At 58.8% G+C, this 18,064-nt stretch carries 18 protein-coding genes and 2 pseudogenes; 6 read left to right on the forward strand and 14 right to left on the reverse strand.

The features are described 5' to 3' along the window. Nucleotides 1-4: 4 nt before the first annotated feature. Nucleotides 5-856, reverse strand: coding sequence for a phage tail protein (locus EXN22_RS26280; protein ID WP_218567650.1), 852 nt, complete (start codon nucleotides 854-856; stop codon nucleotides 5-7). 918 nt (nucleotides 857-1,774) lie between these two features. Here EXN22_RS26280 and EXN22_RS16080 point away from each other — a divergent pair. The 4 genes from EXN22_RS16080 (at nucleotide 1,775) to EXN22_RS16095 (ending at nucleotide 6,291) form a co-directional block, all read left to right on the forward strand. Next, nucleotides 1,775-2,128, forward strand: coding sequence for a hypothetical protein (locus EXN22_RS16080; RefSeq protein ID WP_130264999.1), 354 nt, complete (start codon nucleotides 1,775-1,777; stop codon nucleotides 2,126-2,128). A 105-nt stretch (nucleotides 2,129-2,233) separates the two neighbouring features. Continuing rightward, on the forward strand, nucleotides 2,234-2,752 hold the full coding sequence (locus tag EXN22_RS16085; protein WP_130265000.1) for a sigma-70 family RNA polymerase sigma factor: 519 nt from the start codon (nucleotides 2,234-2,236) through the stop codon (nucleotides 2,750-2,752). A gap of 2 nt (nucleotides 2,753-2,754) precedes the next feature. After that, nucleotides 2,755-3,702: a FecR domain-containing protein gene (locus EXN22_RS16090; protein ID WP_407691975.1), complete on the forward strand. Its 948-nt coding sequence runs from the start codon at nucleotides 2,755-2,757 to the stop codon at nucleotides 3,700-3,702. Between the two features lie 87 nt (nucleotides 3,703-3,789). Next, nucleotides 3,790-6,291, forward strand: a complete 2,502-nt coding sequence (locus EXN22_RS16095) for a TonB-dependent siderophore receptor (protein ID WP_130265002.1) — start codon at nucleotides 3,790-3,792, stop codon at nucleotides 6,289-6,291. A 93-nt stretch (nucleotides 6,292-6,384) separates the two neighbouring features. Here EXN22_RS16095 and EXN22_RS16100 read toward each other — a convergent pair whose 3' ends face one another. The 6 genes and pseudogenes from EXN22_RS16100 to EXN22_RS26190 all read right to left on the reverse strand — a co-directional run bounded on the left by EXN22_RS16100 (nucleotide 6,385) and on the right by EXN22_RS26190 (nucleotide 11,137). Beyond that, nucleotides 6,385-6,789 carry a hypothetical protein gene (locus tag EXN22_RS16100; protein WP_130265003.1) on the reverse strand — a complete coding sequence of 135 codons (405 nt, stop codon included), beginning with the start codon at nucleotides 6,787-6,789 and terminating at the stop codon, nucleotides 6,385-6,387. 152 nt (nucleotides 6,790-6,941) lie between these two features. Continuing rightward, on the reverse strand, nucleotides 6,942-7,502 hold the full coding sequence (locus tag EXN22_RS16105) for a cysteine hydrolase family protein (RefSeq protein ID WP_130265004.1): 561 nt from the start codon (nucleotides 7,500-7,502) through the stop codon (nucleotides 6,942-6,944). Between the two features lie 336 nt (nucleotides 7,503-7,838). After that, entirely contained in the window at nucleotides 7,839-8,036 is a 198-nt protein-coding gene (locus EXN22_RS16110; protein WP_130265005.1) for a hypothetical protein, read from the reverse strand. Between the two features lie 787 nt (nucleotides 8,037-8,823). Then, complete coding sequence (locus EXN22_RS16115; RefSeq protein WP_130265006.1) at nucleotides 8,824-10,620, reverse strand: hypothetical protein; 1,797 nt, start codon at nucleotides 10,618-10,620, stop codon at nucleotides 8,824-8,826. Between the two features lie 121 nt (nucleotides 10,621-10,741). Next, nucleotides 10,742-10,904: pseudogene (locus EXN22_RS16120) on the reverse strand (DUF4113 domain-containing protein); the annotation flags it as partial. Between the two features lie 80 nt (nucleotides 10,905-10,984). Continuing rightward, nucleotides 10,985-11,137 carry a hypothetical protein gene (locus EXN22_RS26190; RefSeq protein WP_165392221.1) on the reverse strand — a complete coding sequence of 51 codons (153 nt, stop codon included), beginning with the start codon at nucleotides 11,135-11,137 and terminating at the stop codon, nucleotides 10,985-10,987. A gap of 233 nt (nucleotides 11,138-11,370) precedes the next feature. On the opposite strand from EXN22_RS26190, the pseudogene EXN22_RS26800 reads away from it, so the two are divergent. Beyond that, nucleotides 11,371-11,598, forward strand: a pseudogene (locus EXN22_RS26800) (integrase); the annotation flags it as partial. Between the two features lie 421 nt (nucleotides 11,599-12,019). On the opposite strand, the gene EXN22_RS16135 reads toward EXN22_RS26800, so the two are convergent. From EXN22_RS16135 to EXN22_RS16165, 7 genes are all read right to left on the reverse strand, one after another. Next, nucleotides 12,020-14,116: an SGNH/GDSL hydrolase family protein gene (locus tag EXN22_RS16135; protein ID WP_130265007.1), complete on the reverse strand. Its 2,097-nt coding sequence runs from the start codon at nucleotides 14,114-14,116 to the stop codon at nucleotides 12,020-12,022. A gap of 64 nt (nucleotides 14,117-14,180) precedes the next feature. Further along, nucleotides 14,181-15,206 carry a hypothetical protein gene (locus EXN22_RS16140; protein WP_130265008.1) on the reverse strand — a complete coding sequence of 342 codons (1,026 nt, stop codon included), beginning with the start codon at nucleotides 15,204-15,206 and terminating at the stop codon, nucleotides 14,181-14,183. Then, nucleotides 15,203-15,589 (reverse strand): hypothetical protein, encoded by a 387-nt coding sequence (locus EXN22_RS16145; RefSeq protein ID WP_130265009.1) that lies wholly within the window; start codon nucleotides 15,587-15,589, stop codon nucleotides 15,203-15,205. Before EXN22_RS16145 ends, EXN22_RS16140 begins: the two co-directional genes overlap by 4 nt. Next, nucleotides 15,586-15,882: a hypothetical protein gene (locus EXN22_RS16150; protein ID WP_130265010.1), complete on the reverse strand. Its 297-nt coding sequence runs from the start codon at nucleotides 15,880-15,882 to the stop codon at nucleotides 15,586-15,588. Before EXN22_RS16150 ends, EXN22_RS16145 begins: the two co-directional genes overlap by 4 nt. 82 nt (nucleotides 15,883-15,964) lie before the next feature. Beyond that, the gene (locus tag EXN22_RS16155) at nucleotides 15,965-16,471 is read right to left on the reverse strand and encodes a KilA-N domain-containing protein (RefSeq protein WP_130265011.1); all 507 of its coding nucleotides are present in this window, start codon (nucleotides 16,469-16,471) and stop codon (nucleotides 15,965-15,967) included. 65 nt (nucleotides 16,472-16,536) lie between these two features. Beyond that, nucleotides 16,537-17,409 carry a BRO-N domain-containing protein gene (locus tag EXN22_RS16160; protein ID WP_130265012.1) on the reverse strand — a complete coding sequence of 291 codons (873 nt, stop codon included), beginning with the start codon at nucleotides 17,407-17,409 and terminating at the stop codon, nucleotides 16,537-16,539. Nucleotides 17,410-17,480: 71 nt separating this feature from the next. Next, entirely contained in the window at nucleotides 17,481-17,627 is a 147-nt protein-coding gene (locus tag EXN22_RS16165) for an Arc family DNA-binding protein (RefSeq protein WP_130265013.1), read from the reverse strand. Between the two features lie 95 nt (nucleotides 17,628-17,722). On the opposite strand from EXN22_RS16165, the gene EXN22_RS16170 reads away from it, so the two are divergent. Next, a complete protein-coding gene (locus tag EXN22_RS16170) occupies nucleotides 17,723-17,995 on the forward strand; it encodes an Arc family DNA-binding protein (RefSeq protein ID WP_130265014.1) in 273 nt (90 codons plus the stop codon). The last annotated feature ends 69 nt before the right edge of the window (nucleotides 17,996-18,064 follow it).

The following is an 18,064-nucleotide window of genomic DNA, read 5'->3' on the forward strand; positions in this document are numbered from 1 at the left end:
GTGTTTAATACTTGATCAGTGCAAGTAGCGCAATGTTACGGGGTCGGCTCACACCCGAGTAACCGCGGTCCTGGCCAAGGCCAGGCAATGCAAAGTTATTGATTGCATCAGCCCCGCCAATTGTCACGGTCGCATAGTCATTGACCTCATACGGGTCTACGCCCATTGCTACCTGGGATGCAGCCCCCGTTTTCAGTGACGTGCATGCACTCCAGACGCCGTTGGCCTTGTTGTACTCGGTGGTGTCATACGTCTGCAGCGTGCCCTTTTGCCGCGAACCGAACGCACGGCCAGCGTCCACGCCCCTGCCATCGTCGAATCCACGGATAAACTCACCGCGCAAGTCAGGCAAGCCGAATGTCGTCGAGCCGTCCCCCACACCATAAGTGGTGCCGATTGCAGCAAAGAGGGCCGCATAGGTGCAACGCGATACGTTTGCTCCATCTGCTTTGAGCCAACCCGCAGGAGTGGTGTTGGAGGCTGAGTACTTCACATCACCTGGCGAGGCCCCGGAGGCGATGGAGATCTGCCCCAGCGTCACCGCATGCTGGCTACGTGTAGCATTTGCCACCTGTTGTGCGCCCCCGTCACAACTGATCAAGACCCAACACAGTTTACCGGCGTTAAGCAGCGGACCGATGTGGGAAACCAGGGTTACATTGCCGCCGGCAACGATCTCATCACCCTGCAACAGCTGACCACCCAGGCCGTAGATAGGCGTCGCTGCGAGCCCGTCGGGGGCATAAGTAGCATCGGCCGGATTGGTCATGGTGGCGCGAAAATACTGGACCACCCCATTGGTGGTGGGAAGCGCCGCGAAAGGTAAAGAATTTGAAGCGGTGTAGATCATTGTCATCTGACTTTCCTTGTTAGTTGACGTGAGGAATCCGTATGCGACCGCCGTGCTCAGCACATCTCATGAAGGCTTGGTCGCGTCGCAATACTGTACATATATACAGTATTCTTGACAAGAAAAATCTCCTCCGACCACCAGGCAAGCGAGAAGTAGGTGGATCGAAGAAGGTGCGTGCCAAAAGACGAGAGAGCGAAAACATTTCGCTTGCGGCTGGCCTCGCTCAGGCGTGAGGACATGCGCCGTCCACTGCGACAGCGCCACGACGTCGAACCAGGCGAAGGCGTGGCGGGGCAGTTTTCATGAGCTGAGTATGAGGTGAGTCCAGGAGGACTCTGGAAAGAAGGAAGGCGATATCATCACCGCCCGACACCGCCTATTTCATGAAGTTCTTTGGACATACCGTAGTCTTCCCGGACACTTGGGAGATCGGGTCACGGTACCTTGCACCCACCAGCAGGATAGACTGCTGACTGTCCTTCTCGACGACCAAAGCAGCACAACCAAAGTTGCAAGGTTCACTCGAGGTGAAACAAACATCCTGACCGACGAACCGGTAAAGACCCACAGGCCAGCCAGAGCAATCGTACAGTCCTAGTCCTGGGCAGGAATACGCTTCAACCTGTCCAACTGCAACAATATTGGATCCAACTGCATCCTGAAGAAGGCCTTCGGCAAAAGCTGCGTTACATGTAAATACTGAGGCGAGGAGAAGGAGTATTTTTTTGAACATTCACGGGTCTCAAGCAGGCTTAGAATGGAACGATGCTAATAAATAGCTGATTGTTATGTTGCTATAAAATAGCATTATTTAGCCGTCAGCCAACAGGTCGCGCCTACACCTAACAATATTCAGTTCTTTTACTAGGCTAAGAGGAACCTGGCTCACGCCTGTGAGCGCATGACTACAAGGAGGCTGTCATGGACCGTGAAGTACCAGAAAAATACATTAGACAGCAGAAGTTTTTTAAGCGAAAAGAGCTGTTCTGGTCGATCACTCACTACGGCCTTGGGATAGTGGCTGGCGTATTGGCGGTCCTCGCCGCCCACTCGGCAAAGCTGGGTACACCCACAGCCAGCACGCTAGCGCTCGTCTCTGGCGCAGTGGCGGCAGTACTGACCTTTCTCTCGCCAGCTTCCCGGCGCAAAGCCTATACCGAGGCCAGGGACTTGATGAGAATCGCCCGAGTGCGCTTTGAAGAAGAGGACAATCGTTCGGTAACGCGCCTCATCGATGCGATGGAAGCCGCCTCCCAAGTGACACGCCGCCGATAGACAGGCACCACACCCAAATGAATGCGATGTCTTCCCGGATCCCCCGTTGCCAAACTCCTCTCAAACCAATAATAATGCGAGCAATTCTTATTTGAGATACTCGCCATGCCGGCTGAGCCATCCAGCCTCTGCGTCGCAGTCGGCAACCTCTACGTCGAACATAGCCCGTGGTTACGAGGCTGGTTACGCAAACGCATGGGCAATCACAGCGACGCAGCTGACCTAGTCCAGGATACCTTCGTCAAAATCATCAAGGCCCGCAGTGCGCTGGAGATCCGTGAGCCCCGGGTCTACCTGACGACCGTGGCCAAGGGCCTGATGATTGACCTGTTTCGTCGTCGTTCACTGGAACAGGCCTACCTCGACACCCTGGCAAGCCTGCCCGCTGCGCAGGTTCCGAGTGCTGAAGCGCAAACCGTTCTGTTCCAGACCCTGGTTGAGCTGGATCGCCTGCTGGCCGGGCTTGGCGCCCGGGTACGCGAGGTGTTCATACTGTCGCAACTGGACGGCAAGACCTACTCCCAGATTGCCGGCCAACTGGGCATTTCCCTGCGCTCGGTGAATAACCATATGGCCAAAGCCATGGAGCACATCTGCCTGCTGCAATGGCAATCCTGCGAATGAGCCTGTCGCCCTCGCCGGCCCAGCGCAAGGCGGTGCGTGACGCAGCCCGTTGGTACGCGCAGTTGTCGTCGGACCAGGTCAGCGCCGAAGACCAGGCGCAGTGGCAATCCTGGCACGACAGCAACCCCTTGCATCAACAAGCCTGGCAGCGCATGCAGGCGATCAGCACCCCCCTTGCAGGCTTACCGCGCGAGTTGGCCGCTTCGACCCTGTTGCACGCCGGGCGAAGCCGGCGACAGGTGCTTTACGGCCTGGCGATGCTGCTGGGCGGTGGCACAGTGGTTTCGCTGGGCTGGCGTAGCAATATGCGTCTGGAACTGAGCGCAACCCATCGCACCGCGGTGGGTGAGCGTCGGGCCTTGACCCTGGCGGACGGCAGCCAAGTGCTGCTCGACACCGACAGCGCCCTGGACGTGCAATTCGATGCGCAACAACGGTTGCTGTTGCTGCGGCGCGGCCAGGTGCTGATAACCACCGCGACCGACGCCAGTGCCCGCCCCTTTGTGGTGGATACCCGCTTTGGCCGGGTACGTGCGCTGGGCACCCGCTTCATCGTCAGCGTCGATGAGCGGGGCAGCGAAACGGCGGTGCTGGAAAAATCCGTGCAGGTGTCACTGGGCGCCGCCCAGCACCTGCGCCTGGATGCCGGTCAACGGGCGACGTTCGGCCCGGCGGGCATCGGTCCCGTACGCGCTAACGACGCCTCGGTCGGCGCCTGGCAGGACGGTAGCCTGATCGCGATCGAGCAGCCCCTGGGTGAGCTGGTCGCCCAATTGTCTCGCTACCGTCTGGGCTTGCTGTATTGCGATCCGGCCGTTGCAACAATGAAAATCTCCGGCGCCTTCCCGATCACCGACACCGACCTTGCCCTGGCGGCGCTGCAAAGCGCCTTTGCACTCAAGGTGCAACGTCGCAGCCGTTACTGGGTGACGGTGACCGCACGCCACTGAAAAAAATTTCTCTGACGTTGCACTTTTCCCCTGGCCCGCTCGGCTCTCCCTTCCATCTGATCAACTGAATGTTTTGGGACGGGAAACATGAGCACCCTGCAGCGGACACACACGGCATCAGCCCTGACACTCTGTCTTTCACTGGCCACGGCGCTCGCCTGGCCCGGTGTCTCGCTGGCCGAGCAGATGAGCAGCAGTCAGGCCCGGGTCTACAGCATCGCCCCTGGCAGCTTGACCGAAACCCTGAGCCAGTTCGCCAGTGCCTCCAGGGTGGCGTTGTCGTTTGATGGCGCCAGCACCCAGATGCGTCGCTCGCCAGGGCTCAACGGCAGTTACACCGTCGACCAGGGTTTTGCCGTGCTCCTGGCCGGCAGCGGGCTGCACGCGGTGCGCCAGGCCAATGGCGTGTACCTGCTGATAGCAAGCCCGCAGCGCCAGGATTCGCTGGAGCTGGGCGCAACCACCATCCGCAGCCAGGGCCTGGAAGAAGGCGCCCACAGTTACACCGCCAACACCGCGACAGTCGGCAGCAAGGTGGCAACCTCCGTGCGTGAGGTACCGCATTCGGTCTCGGTCATTACCCGTCAGCGTATAGAGGATCAAAACCTCAACAACCTGACCGATGTCATGGCCAAGATGACCGGTGTCTCCCTGCAAAAAGGCGGGATCTCCCAGGCAGCCATGGGCAATGAAAGCAACTTCTTCTCGCGCGGCTTCGCGGTCTCCAACACCACCCTCGACGGTGGTGCCCCCTTGACCTCCTCGATCGCCGGCTACGGCTCGCTGAGCCAGCTCGACATGGCCCAGTACGACCGTGTCGAGTTCCTGCGCGGTGTCGATGGCCTGTACTCAAGCACCGGCGATCCGGGCGGTACCATCAACCTGGTACGCAAGCGCGCTCTGGCGGACAAGCAGCTGTCGTTCTCCGCCTCGGCCGGCAGTTGGGACAACTACCGCAGCGAGCTGGACCTGACCGGCCCGTTGCTCGACAGCGGCGACATACGCGGTCGCCTGGGCATGGCGTACCAGGACAGCAAGTCGTTCATGGACTACGTCGACACGCAGAACTCGCTCACCTACGGTTCGCTGGAGTTCGACCTCAACACCGACACCACCCTGACCCTGGGCGGCAGTTTCCAGGACAACGACGGCGTGCCGTACTACGCCGGCCTGCCGCGCTACACCAACGGCGACGATTTGAAGCTACCCCGGCATACCGCCTACACCGCCAACTGGAATACCGTGCGCGAAACCACCACACAGCTGTACAGCAAGCTCGAGCACGCCTTCAACGCCGACTGGTCGCTGACCACCGACCTGACCTATGTCGATATCGATCGTGACTCCAAAGGGCTGTACTTCTTCGGCGGCGTCGATCCGCTCACCGGCACTGGTCCCGCCTGGCACCAGTACCCGAACAAAGGCGGTAGCGTACGCAAGACGCTCAACAGTTATGTCAAAGGCGGCTTCGATGCCTTTGACCGGCATCACGACCTGCTCCTGGGGCTCGACTACAGCCATACCGTCGGCACCGTCATTCAGCGCACCGGGCTGATCCAGGGCATCCCCCTGGACCTCGACGGGCGCAACCCGCCGCAGGACCAGGGCAGTACCTTGAACAAGAAACAGGACCTGCCCGAAATCCGCCGCTCGGCCTACGGCATGACCCGCCTGGCCCTGACCGAGGAGCTGAAGCTCATTCTCGGCGGCCGTCTTTCCGACTACAGCTACCAGAGCAAGCAAGACTTCTACGACGGTGTCACGCCATCATCGCGCCCCGATACCCAGCACAAGCGTGGCGTGTTCACCCCCTACACCGGGCTGACCTACGACCTGAGCGAACGCTGGACGACCTACGCAAGCTATGCCGAGACCTTCACCCCACAAGCGGGCAATACCGACACCAATGGCGCGCAACTCGATCCGGCCACGTCGAAGAACTACGAGATCGGCCTCAAGGGCCAACTGTTCGATGGTCGGGTCAACACCTCGTTTGCGTTGTACCGCATTGAGCAAGAAGATACTGCCGTCTACGACGACCTCGGTAGCGGCCCGGTGGGTAGCGAGGCGACCTGCTGCTACTTCAACGCCGGCCAAGTCGTCAGCAAGGGTTTTGACGCTGAAGTGAGCGGTGAAGTTGCCCAAGGCCTGCAACTGATGGCCGGCTACACCTACAACCGCCTCGAAGCCAAGGACGCCAACGAAGGCCGAAGCACCTTTGAAGGCATCACCCCCAAACACCTGCTCAAGGTCTGGGGCACGTACCAACTGCCAGGCGACCTGCAGGCCTGGAAGGTCGGCCTGGGGGCAACAACCCAGAGCGCCACCTCCAAGCAAGGCCAGGTCACGCCGTACAACCCCGACAGCGGCAAGTTCGATGGCGAACCGCTCGACTACAAGTTCCTGCAGTCGGGCTACACCCTGTGGAACGCCAGCCTTGAGTACCAGATCGACAAGAACTGGTCGACCACCCTCAATGCCAACAACCTCTTCGACAAGAAGTACTACTCGACCGTGGGCACCTCGGCGTACAACAACTTCTATGGTGATCCGCGCAATCTCATGTTGACGGTGCGTAGCAAGTTTTGAAGCTTGTCACCTGCGCACGATGCGCCAAGCTCTGTACGAAAGTAATGCTGTGAACACCCAAAAGCCAATGTGCTCTGGGTGTTCACGCAGAACCTATGGAGCGGCGGGCGTGTCGACGCGCTCGCCGGTCTGCATATCCACAATCTTGAAGTCCCACCAGTCCTCACTCGGCACATACTTCATGCCGTACTCGCGTCCGGCAACCAGATTAACGTCACGAAACATCGGCCGGGAGGCTCGGGTGCCCATCCACTTCTTGACTTCCAAGCGATGGGGGCCAGCGGTCAATCGATACGCTGTTCTTTGTGTGTAAAGCACATACAACGTATCTTCCCCATCCACGCTGGCAATGGTGAAGGTTTTTTCGATGGCCTCAATGCCGGCGGTTGCGGAGTTCGGCAGCCCTTCTGCGCCCTTCTGCGTATAGGACTTACATCCAGCGGCGACAGCAAGCAGCAACGCCACACCGCACATTCGAAGACCGTGCATCAACTGCATACCCTGCCTCTGCTTCCCTGTAGAAGATCCGGCCATTCAACCTCAAAAGGCATCAAATTGCCACTAGTGCGCACCAGACGACGAAGCACAGCGCAGGCGTTCAATTACTGATGAGCCTGCGAAAAGACCTAGCTCGGCGGTGCTGCCCACATTCAAATACTGCCCATCAGCTCAGCCACTTCGAAAATGCGCGCGTAGTCCATTGCCAAGTTACTTAAAGACATCGCATGCACATCTTCTGCGGACCAGAGCCGGCCAGCCAAGTCTTTCTGGTCGAAGGTGTAGCACGCATCTGACGCAACGATCACGGCAAAGCCCAGATTCCCTCCAGATCGCGCCGTTGCCTCAACCGAGTTGTTGGTGATGACCCCGGCAATCACCAGTTGCCGAATCGACCGAGCGTGAAGCCATCTTTCCAAACCCGTAGCCGTAAATGCATCAGGAACGTTTTTCTCAACCACATGCTCATGCGAGAGCGGGTGCAAAGCCTCCTGAAACTCGCATCCAGGCTGCCCGGGCCAAAACACAGACTCCGGGGATCGAGAAATATGCCGAACGTGGATGACGGGGCGACGTGACGCTCGCCAAGCGTGCAGTAACTGCTGTATGCGCAACTCGGCATCTGGATTGTTGCGCCGCCCAAGCTTGGGATGGTTCATGCCCTGCTGCATGTCAATTACCACCAGTGCAGCGTTGGCTTGCAAAAGTTCCATGGCACGTCCTTGCGACATCAATGGAGACGGAACACGTGTACATCGTTTTTGATCAGGTGTCATGATCTGGATGCAAAAAGCCCGGCACGGGGCGTACAAATCCTGAGTCATAATGCAAGCACAGACCAAAGCAAGGCACCCGCATGAAACCCGCAGTACGCCCCGCAACCATCGAAGACGCCCAGGCATCGCGACACTCGAGCTGGATCAAATTGCTGGGGGCAAAGGTGGTGGCAAGCATCGACTGCCTTTACTCGGCTACCGAGGTGATCATGCTGGCTGACATGAGCGGCGGCATCTCAGGCTCGACATCACATTAAGCGTTGCCCGCTGAAGCTATTGCTCGGGGCCATCAGGCAAACTGTAGAACTTCCAAACGATCAGGACAGCTGCAATAAAAAAAGCGGCGAGCCCAAACGGAGCGTAGTCGGGATTGCCCAGCAGTCTCTCGCTCTTGACCAAGCCGGCACCTGCAAACAGAAAAACCAGTGCCAGTCTCAAGCGCCAGGACTTCAGCCTCTCTGAGGCTCTCATCAGCGCTCACTCCTTATAAGTCGCACGCCTATTACCCTCGTCAACGAATCTCGCCACCCCGGCGAGAGGCGGCGCCTTGATCCTCCACGAATCAGCGCATGCGTCACAATGGTGGCGCCGGCAATTTAGCAGCTGTCCGCCGCTTCCGATACTTTCGAGCCTTGAAATCACAGGTGGCACCACTGTCAAGTCAGCCAACGCTGAAAAACAAGCCTTTGCTCGCCCTTGGCGCAGTAGAAACCACCTTATGGGGCTTAGTAGTCGGCGAACCGGTAAGCCCTGTTAAAGCCCTCTATGCCGCAACTTAATAATCGAAGAAAACACCCTACTCGGTCAGAGTCTCGCCAACCTCGAATGCGGAAACGGCGCTCGAATATGCGGAAACAATTGGCTTTTCCGACCCACAAAGAAAACCCCGCAGACGTTAATCTGCGGGGTTTTCAATAATGGAGGCCGAGGTCGGAATCGAACCGGCGTAGACGGATTTGCAATCCGAAGAGCATTTCCTTTTATATAAACCACTTATATAAAATGCATTTCCGCAAACTTCGTGAATCACGCCCTCTGAAGCCCTTTGGAATCAAGCCCCTATTATTCAGTTTCGGAATTGATTTTCGCCCTTCCTCCGGCGTTCTGCCGAACTGCCATCAGCCCTTGCTGGCATCCTCCACCCACCAGATCACAACACTGACCCTCATTGAGCCCGCGCAGAACCGAGCAGCCATAGCCATGTCGGTCAGCGCAGCAGAACGCCCATCTGTATAGGTGATCATCCAGCCCACAAAGACTATGTGCCGATAAATTTCTTCCATGCTCCCCAGCCGCCCACCAACGGGTCAGGCTTCCTCATGAGGAAATTGAACTGATCAGCAGTCGTCGACGCGGGATAAAAGAGCTGAAATGTGGTTTGTGCAAAACTCAGGGATACCGGATCACGATACTTGCTCGTCTTCAGCACTCCAGGCCCGTATGTACCTGACTGAACCACAGCGGCAGATTCACCCTCTGGAAGATCACTGATCGCGGTTGCGAACGTGTAGCCCTGAAGCGCACTGCTGCGCCATTCAAAATCGTTCCCCGGTACGCCCAGATCATTGCCCTCGAAGACGTTCGTTTCGGGGACAAGAATATGCGTCCCAAGCACGCGAATAGAGGAGGTCGTTCGTCCGGTGAGATTCCGAGTCGTAATGCCCTGGATGGAAACATGGTCCGATGCCCCATCCACAAAGTAGATCGGCACGCCAAAAGATCCATCAGCCTTGCCGCAGTCGATGAATGTCTCACCAGGTCCGATGTACACATGACTCGCCGTCGACATCTGTATTGCGTAACCATCGCCGACGTCATTGCCTCGGCCTACCCGCGTATAATTGTTGTGAACGGTTTCAAAGTTGTAGACGCCGCCGTTGACGGCCAGCGCAACGAATAGTCCGGAGTCGATATCAGTGTATTCGTTGCCCTTATGCTTGACGCCGTGCGCGCCAACAATGACGCCGACGCGTCGGCAGTTATAGCCGCGATTGTCCGAGAACTCGAAGTCCAGTGCGGGAGTTGCAGGGCCGGCCGACAGGTTGGCAACGCTTGCACCAAAAAGTCCGCCTGTATTCGCACAGTTTCTGAATGAGTTTCGCCATGCCCGAATGTTGCCACTAGGTACCGTGAAGAACCAACCTCCCATCCCCAAATGGTTCGCGTTGTAGCAAACGACGCCGGAGGTGCCGCCGACGTTATCGAAGTCATTCTCGTACACGTAAATATCGCGTGTAGCCTCGAACGGCATCATCGGCTCCACGTCGACAGCGCCTGGCATATTCGAGCGGGTACAATTTCGCACCGTGTTCCGGGCGAAGTGCATGACACGACCGTCGACAACGCTCATCGCCTGACGGTTGTCGTTGTTGACCCCGTCGATTGTGTTGCCAATGACGTGGCAATCGTAATTGTGCCGCTCGGTAACCCCGCTCTCGCTACCGGAGCCAAAGAACACGGCATCGCCACGGAATCCAATCAGGTGGCAATTCAGAAGCCTGAAGCGCCGTGCTCCACTCACTGAAACCAGGTGTGCATGCTCCAAGAACCCCTCTTCAACCACTTGCCCTTTGAGAGCGAGATTCGTGACGACCACATCATTGATCGTTTTCGATACTGATAGCGAGTCAATGTGAATCAACCCAATCTGATCTGTGGCGTCACCGTTGGGCAGTAGCCAAGAAGGGGGTAGCACTTGCACAAGCTCGGACACTGGGCCCGCGCCTGACAGGATGATGCTATTGCACCGTGGAAACACAGGGTGGCACAGGTAAGACCCTGGAGGGATGAAGATGTGTTTCGCAGAATCCATTGCAGCTTGAAGAGCCGCAGCATTCTGCTCGGCAGAGTTTGTCGTCGCCAGGCCGAAATCGCTCGCATCGACACTCTGACCAAGGTAGGTCAGAAGATTCCCGTTCCGGTGCCCTGCCAGCTTCGGGTCATCGGTGATGTATTCACTATCAGTTGTAGGGACGGTCAATTTTTCTTCTCCATGAAATACAAAAACCACTCCAGGTACGGGTGCTGCGGAGTACGCTGCATGTTCCGCTAGCATGGAGCTGATCTCCAGTTGTACTAGTGTGTCGATTTATTGGGCCGAGCCGCGTCCGGCCCACCAAACCACACTAAATGGTATCTAAATTTGCATTGCACTGGCCTCTCCTCTCTTCCGTAATTTAATTGCACCGCACTGTCCACAACGAATCGAGCCTGGCCGTGTACGACTGGCTCATCATGTCCCACCTCGCTCCCCAGTCCGGAGCCAATGGCACGCTGGCGGCCCGCATCGTCCCCTTCCCATTTACCATTGATATCGTCCATGACCTGGATCAGGCGGTCGCTCTACCGGCACGCGGCGACGGCGGCCTCAAGCCGTTTTTCGTACCCGATGTGCTGCCGGCGCTCGGCGGCCAGGCCGCTCAGATTCTCATGGGCGGTCTGCAACTCGCTATCTTGTCCTGCTCATCATCCAGAAGAAGCCGGAAGTGGCCGGTGGCGATCCAGACACCGGCAAGCATACCCAGCAGGATCAACAGGCCGGCGCCGCTGAGGCACAGCGCCCAGGCGCTCATGGCAGCACCCGCAGCGCAAGGTCGTAGAACACTTTCCGCTCGGCTGCGCCGGCAGGGATGCGGCCCGGCTGCCCAGTGTTGATGATGCTGCCGATATCCTGAATCTTCCCGGCGTCGGCCAGCTCGTTCAGGCCGCGGGACTTCCACCACTAGCCCGCCGACTGTGCCGCATACTCTGCTTGCTCCAGCAACTCGGTCTCATCCAGTAACGTCTGCCCATGGCTTCGGCGGCGGCCCAGTACCGGGATTCGCGATCAGCCAAAACCCGGGCGAACAGGGAGATAGCCCTATCTCTCACACGTTTTCAACACAGCAAGGGAGTGGGGACTCCCCCCAGGGACAATCCGTGCCTGGGCGTGAGAAAGAACAAGGAAAAGCCGCGGGACTTCTACGCCAACGAAACCGTCTGGCAGGCGGTGTATATGGAGGCTCCAGAAGAGCTAAAGGATGCGATTAAGATCAACGATCTGAGCGACGCAAGCGTCCTGCTCGGCCACTCAAAAGAGAGAATCACCGAGCGCGTTTACCGCCGCGTCGGGGCCATTGCCAAGCCCTCAAAAGGCTGAAGCTTCGGAACTCCATGCCTTTAGTTTCGGAACTCTTGGCTTTTCCGACCCACAAAAGAAAAACCCCGCAGACGTTAATCTGCGGGGCTTTCAATAATGGAGGCCGAGGTCGGAATCGAACCGGCGTAGACGGATTTGCAATCCGCTGACATTGCCTGTGTTTTAGCGGTCTCCAGCCGCAACGCCCCGGAAACACTCGTATTTCCTTAATTTCTGTTCACTGCCATTCATGACCATTTGGGACATCCGCTGTCCCAGGATTGTCCCTGGTCAAGCCAGGCGACCAATCACCAGCACTTCCCTGTCTTCCGTCAATTCAGAGGGTGTACCTCCAGTCGATGTTGAGCGACGTGATTGCGTTGACGAAGGCGGTACTGCCCTGAATCACGACGTTGCGGTCGGTGCCGATGACGCACGGTACCAAAGCCCCCGCTTGGTCCAGCCCGAACACAGGTCGGTTAGCCGAAGGCGCGGCATTCGCCCGGACCTGGCAGAACGCAGCCGGCCCGCTGCCGGCGGCCTTGGTCAATGCGGCCGTGAATCGTCCGGAGCCATCGAACAAGCGCTCTGCGATCGCGGCTCCAGACCACAGCGAGGCTACTACAGCTGGTTTCTGGCCCCGGCCATAGGTCGATCCAATTGCAAGCGCCCCAACCGGGAAGTAGGCGTCAACGGGAATGCCAAGCGCCGCACAGATCGTGTGCGCCCAGATGGCGTGGCCGGCGGTGTTCATATGCAGGTTATCAGGCGAGTAGTAGATCGCTGCATCGGTAGTTCCAAGTACCGTCAGGTCAGTACGGACAAGTAGCATTCGCGGCCTTGTGGCGGCATATGCAACAAGGACGCTGACATACTCTTCATAGGTTGCCAGCGGCAGGACAAGGTTTGGTCTTGGCGGTACGGTTTGTACAAAGAAGTTTTCGCCATTAGTCAGGGCCGCGTCCCACGTCGAAAGCTCAGCATCGAGAGCCGCAATGAAAGCTGCCGGTGTGAGCTGCTTACCGACCGTTGCAATCATGTTGTTTGTCGCAAGGGCATTGAACACCAAGGTTGGGCCTGGGTATGCGTTGATGTGTGGTGCAATCGCGGCGACCCGAGCCGCAGTAGCGAAGTCAGAGAAACCCTGTGAACCCTCTGGAGCACACCAGATCAGTGGGCCCCATGTGTTTCCTAGTCGAATCGTTTGCCCGTGCTGATAGTAGATATCGCCTGACAGCACAGTGAACCGCACCACAGAGTCAGTACGAATGTAGTCCCCGCCCGCCGCCAGATTGATATCACCAGTACGGCCAGAGGCTCCAGCAGTTCCAGTGGCGGCCTGCTCACCATCAACGCTAACGCGCCAGGTCGCGCCCGCACTCAGCGTCGCGTCGAACCCGAAGTTAACGGTGGTTACTTCTCGCCCCGTGAACTCAACCCAGTCGCCCGCTTGCATATGAGCCAGGGTTCCACATGCACCACCGCTACCGTCCGGGTAGCTCACGAAACCGGCAGGAATCGATCCGCTCCAGCCGTTCGCCGACTCGACGAGCTCCTGATATGGGTTCATTAACGTCGCATAGCCAAAGCCGCGCTGCTTTCCGACTCCGCGATCAAAGTGATTCATGACTGAGCGCGACGTGCGCCCCATAGTGCCCCCATAGAATCCATCCGGCTGGCCGTTACCTGCCGATAGCGAATCGCCGAGCTCCAGAACCTTGCTGAAACCACGCCCACCGAAAAACTGACTGGTCGCACTCCCTCGGATAGGCACACCGAGACCGCTTCTGATGTTGTCGAGCGTCGTGCCGACATCACTGTCCTCGTAGCCGATACCATTGGCGCCGGTGCTGGCGGACAGATCCTGAACGACATGTGGTGAGCCATCGGGGAACTGGTAGAGAACGTTCGACGAGTTGTTGATTGGACCCTGGATCTGCGAGATCAGATCGCCCACGGATTTGTAGGTGGCTGCATCCTGGGCTTCGGTGGGGTCAGCAACGTTCGCAATGCGGTATCCCTTCGCGTCGTAGTAGTCCTTGCCGAACAGCCTGACAAGCGCGCGAGTGAACGTCGAAAAACCCTGCTGGATCAGCATGGTCAGGCGGTCGAGCGCGGTTTCCTGGGTCTCTGCTAGGTACTTCCCTTGGTTGCGCAGGTCGGTGGGTTGCACTGGGCTCATAGCTCGAGCAATCGTCAAGGAAGCGCCTGGGCTTGATAGAGCTGATGCGGCATAAGTAGAAGTAAGCGCCCCGCCTGATTGGTCACCGGTGCCGGTGATCGTGAACTGACTGGCCGTGAGTGTTTCCGTGGACCCGTCTACTTTGGTCAGTACCGCCTGAATGTCGGTTGACGAGAGGAACCGGAACGGAATTGGGAATACCGGGCCCCCGGTGACATACACGACTTCACTATCGATGGTCTCGACTGTCAATTTTCAATACTCCAGAAATGCGAAAGCCCCGCGAATAGCGAAGCTCTTCATGGGTGGCAGGCAGTTACTGAAGGGCCTCTTGCCCGGCCCGGTATGAGAAGGTCGGGGTTCCGGTGTTGTTCACGGTGCGTAGCCGGGCGTAGTAACCGGCAGGCACGTAGCCGGTGACGACACCGGTCTGGGGCTGCACGCCCTGGAGGGCGATCGCTAGGGTGTAGGTCTGGCCCAGGCCGTTGATCGCCAGGGTCTGCACGTTCGCGGTGAAGCCGCTGTCGCTGGCGATCTCCAGCACAACATCACCGTTCTGTCCGCCGGCGATGCTGGCGGTGACGGTGATCTGCACGCTGTAGCTGACCCATGCGTCGCGAGTGGCGCTGATCTGGAATGCGGTGTTCAGCGCTCGGGTCGCCGCCGACTGACTGCGGTTCGTGCCGGCGGTCACTCTACCCTGCGCGTCAGTAGTGACGTTCGCGTAGCTACCAGCCGTGCCGGTGTTCGGCATGCTGATAGTGCCGGTGGCCGTGATCGTGCCGCCGGACAAGCCGGCGCCGGCGGTGATGCTTGTTACCGTGCCAGTACCTGGGGCTGGCAACGTCGCCAGGCTGCCGTCGCCCCTGACGTACTGCACTGTGGTGCCGGACGGGGTAGCGAACTTGCCATCGAGCGCAGCCTGCAGTCCGGTCGTCTGGCTGATCGACAGTGCGGGAATCCTGGCCGCAGCCAGCGTGCCGGACACAATATCCCCGGCCGCATGCGTGTGCGCCGCCGGGGTGAAGCTGGCCGGGATACCGGAGAGGTCCGCATAAAGCCCGCTGAAAAGCGTCGGCTTGCCGGTGATATCAGCCCAAGCCTGCGGCAGCGCGACCAGCGCACCGGTACTGATCGCCAGTCCCTGGCCAATGGTCCAGTGCACCGGCAATACGGTCGAACCGTTGAATCCCATGACGCCGTCCTGAGTTCCTGGCGGCTTGGCTACCGTGCGCGGGATGCTACTAGTGTCGGTGGCGTTGCGCTGGCTGGTGACGATATCGTTGGCCGCGCCCAAGGCTAGAGCCGGCAGAAGAATCAGGGCGATAAGGAAACGCTTCATGCTGTGATCCTCGACAGAATGGCGGGCTTGTTCCGGTAGAACACGCAGTTGTCGCCCGGGTTGAACATGTAGTCGCCACCGTTGACGGCGATGCTGGACTGGAAGTGGGCCAGGACAATCTGGCCGTCGGAGTTCACGAACACGCGCTGGCCGACACGACCGTCGCTGTTGGCGGGAAGGTTCACGGTCACGGCGTTGAGCTGGGCACCACCGGTTTCGAGGTTGAGCGTGATGTCGTTGTTGGTGGATGGCAGCGTGACGACCTGACCCTCGGTGACGGCCTGGTTGATGGTGACCATCGGGGCGCCGCTTGCCATGGCGTCCTGGATCATCTGCAGGACGCTGGCCTGACTCAGGTCGGGCGTATTGGCCGGCGATATCATGGGATGTACTCCTGCACGCACAACCGGCCAAGGCCGGAGAAGTCGCCAGACGACCAGCAGAACACCCAAAGCCCTGCCGGCGCCGCGCTGGTCCTCACCGGCTCGCCATTACCCAGGATCAGGTAGCCGTGCCGATCATCACCGCCTACCTCTGGCGGTGCCGTAGCCCCCTCCCACAGCAGCACCCCGCCGGCCGACTTGTTCTGCACCAGCAGCCTGGTGCCCACGACAAAGCCGCTCAGCGTGTACAGGTTCTGCCAGGTGCCCACCGTGGGCTTGACGTCTGGAATCATTGCAACAGCTCCTTCGGTTGCGCCCGAATTGCGGGCATGAAAAAACCCGCACATGGCGGGCTTCGATGAATTCGGTGGTTGGCTATGCGGCGTCGAGCCCCAGGACCATCTGCAACCGGTCCCGCGCCTCTTCCATGTTGCGCTCCAGCAGCGGCTTCCTCGATCTCCAGTCGGCCAGGCCCTTGCCATGGAGGCTCGCCAGTTGCTGGCCGTCGCCAAGCTGCTTGCATGCCTGCTCGAACTGTTGCTTCTCGGTCAGCTCGCCACGCAGCAGCGCATCAATGTGCAGGTCGCACCAGACGGCGAACTTCAGGTCCAGCCATCGAGCGAAGGCAACCGCGACTTTCGGGTGCAGCCAGGTGCCGCTGTGGTACCGGCCGCGGCGAGTTTCTAAAAGTGACTCAGGATCACAATTAAGCGCCTCCGCCAGAGCGCCCAGGTACTGCCTGGTCTCGTCCTGTTTCAGCCAGTCAGCCGGACGCTTGCCGAATCGCTTGGCCACGTCCGTCGCGTTGATCCAGCCGTCACTGTTGAACCGGACTGCCTCGCCCTGGTATCGGAACGGAATCACGTTGTTCGTCTTGGTCATAACGCTTCCTCAAGAATCATGAGGCCCGCGCAGTGGCGGGCCTCGATGGGTTGACGAATGTCGGATCAGTGGTTGGCTACACCGGGCTGGTGCCGGTTGAGCTCAAGCCTGCGCTCGGCGGCCTCGAACTCTGGAGCGAGTGCGTTCAGCCCATGAACCACAAGCCGCCCATCCTGGAAGTGGTCGTGCATTTCGACGCCGATCCGGCTACCGAGCCCGCTCAGGTGCTCATACATCCGGTTCCGGCTGAAGATCCCCTCCAGCGCCTTGAAGTGAGTGATCAGGAAAAACACGCTGTAGAGCTGGTGGTCGTCCAGAGCGGTGCCGCACGCCTTATCTGGCCTCCCCAGCCACTCGCCTTCCAGCGTGTACGCCGCGATGAAATTCCGGGCGGAGTCGAGCTGGCCGGCGGGAATGTCCTCGGCGGAGCGGACGCCGAAAGCGGCGTGCGTCTGCGACCAGATCTTGGCCGTGGCCCGGCGCTGGACTGCGACCGGCAGGGAGGAAACCTTGCCCTTCACCAACGCACCCAGCATGTGGAAGCCATCGGTGCCGATGGTCTGGCCCAGCAGCGTTGTCATCTTGCCCTCGGCGTCGACGTAGCGGCCGTGCCTGCGGATCGCTGGCAGGACCTCAGCGGTCACCCACTTCTTGAAGCGCTTCGCCTCGCCCTTCCGGCTGCGCAAGATTGCCGAGTACAGGCCGGATTCGTTGATGACCAGCATTTCCTGGCCACCTCCGGGGGTCTGCACAATCGACAGACCCTTTTCATCTTCGTCGAGGTGGCGAGTCATTGCCGATGCCTCGCTGTAAAGAAGAGCCGAAGCTACGTCACCCGCCACAAACCATGGCTGATCGTCGATCAGAAGCGTCCGCACTTGGCGCTTCTCGAACCGGAACGGGATGACCTGAGTTGTTGCCGTGCTATGATTCGTCACGTGAATTTCCTCTAGAAATTTTCACACCCCTGAAGCCCTGGCGAATCTCACCTCGCCGGGGCTTCTTCTTTTCAGGCACTTGCCTGCGCTCGCTTTGCTTGTTTCAGCACCTCGACCAACTGGCCGTTCATAGAACGGCTCTGGTCCTTCGCCATCTCTTTCAGCCACTCCATCAGCTCACGGGGGATTCGCACCTGGGTGCGCAGTTGCTCGTTCATTGCCTTCTCCTTGGTAATTTCATAGTGACAACACGATGTAACGATAACATCGTGTGTCTATGTGTCAACCACAGAAATAACTACACTGTGTCGCCATGAAAGAAGACGACCTGATCCGCAACATCAACCCCTTCGGGCTGCGCATGCAGCCGGCCCTCAAGGCCAAGATCGAAGAGGCAGCCCAAGCCAATCACCGCTCAATAAATGCGGAGATTACTGCTCGACTGGAGGAAAGTTTCGAATCGAAGCCGGTCGGCCCGATGACTATCGGTTACATGCTGGAGAAGATCGCCGAGATCGGCGAAGCCTCCGGAAGGTCAATAACTGTGACCTTCGGCGAGGCTCATAAAACGAAGGATGAAGACTAGCGCCCGCTTACCGCGCGCATTGCTTGAACCACCCTTTTAAGGCCAAGTCCTAGTATCGCCAATGCGGCG

Origin of the sequence: Pseudomonas tructae, assembly GCF_004214895.1 — a bacterium.
Classification (GTDB): Bacteria; Pseudomonadota; Gammaproteobacteria; order Pseudomonadales; family Pseudomonadaceae; genus Aquipseudomonas; species Aquipseudomonas tructae.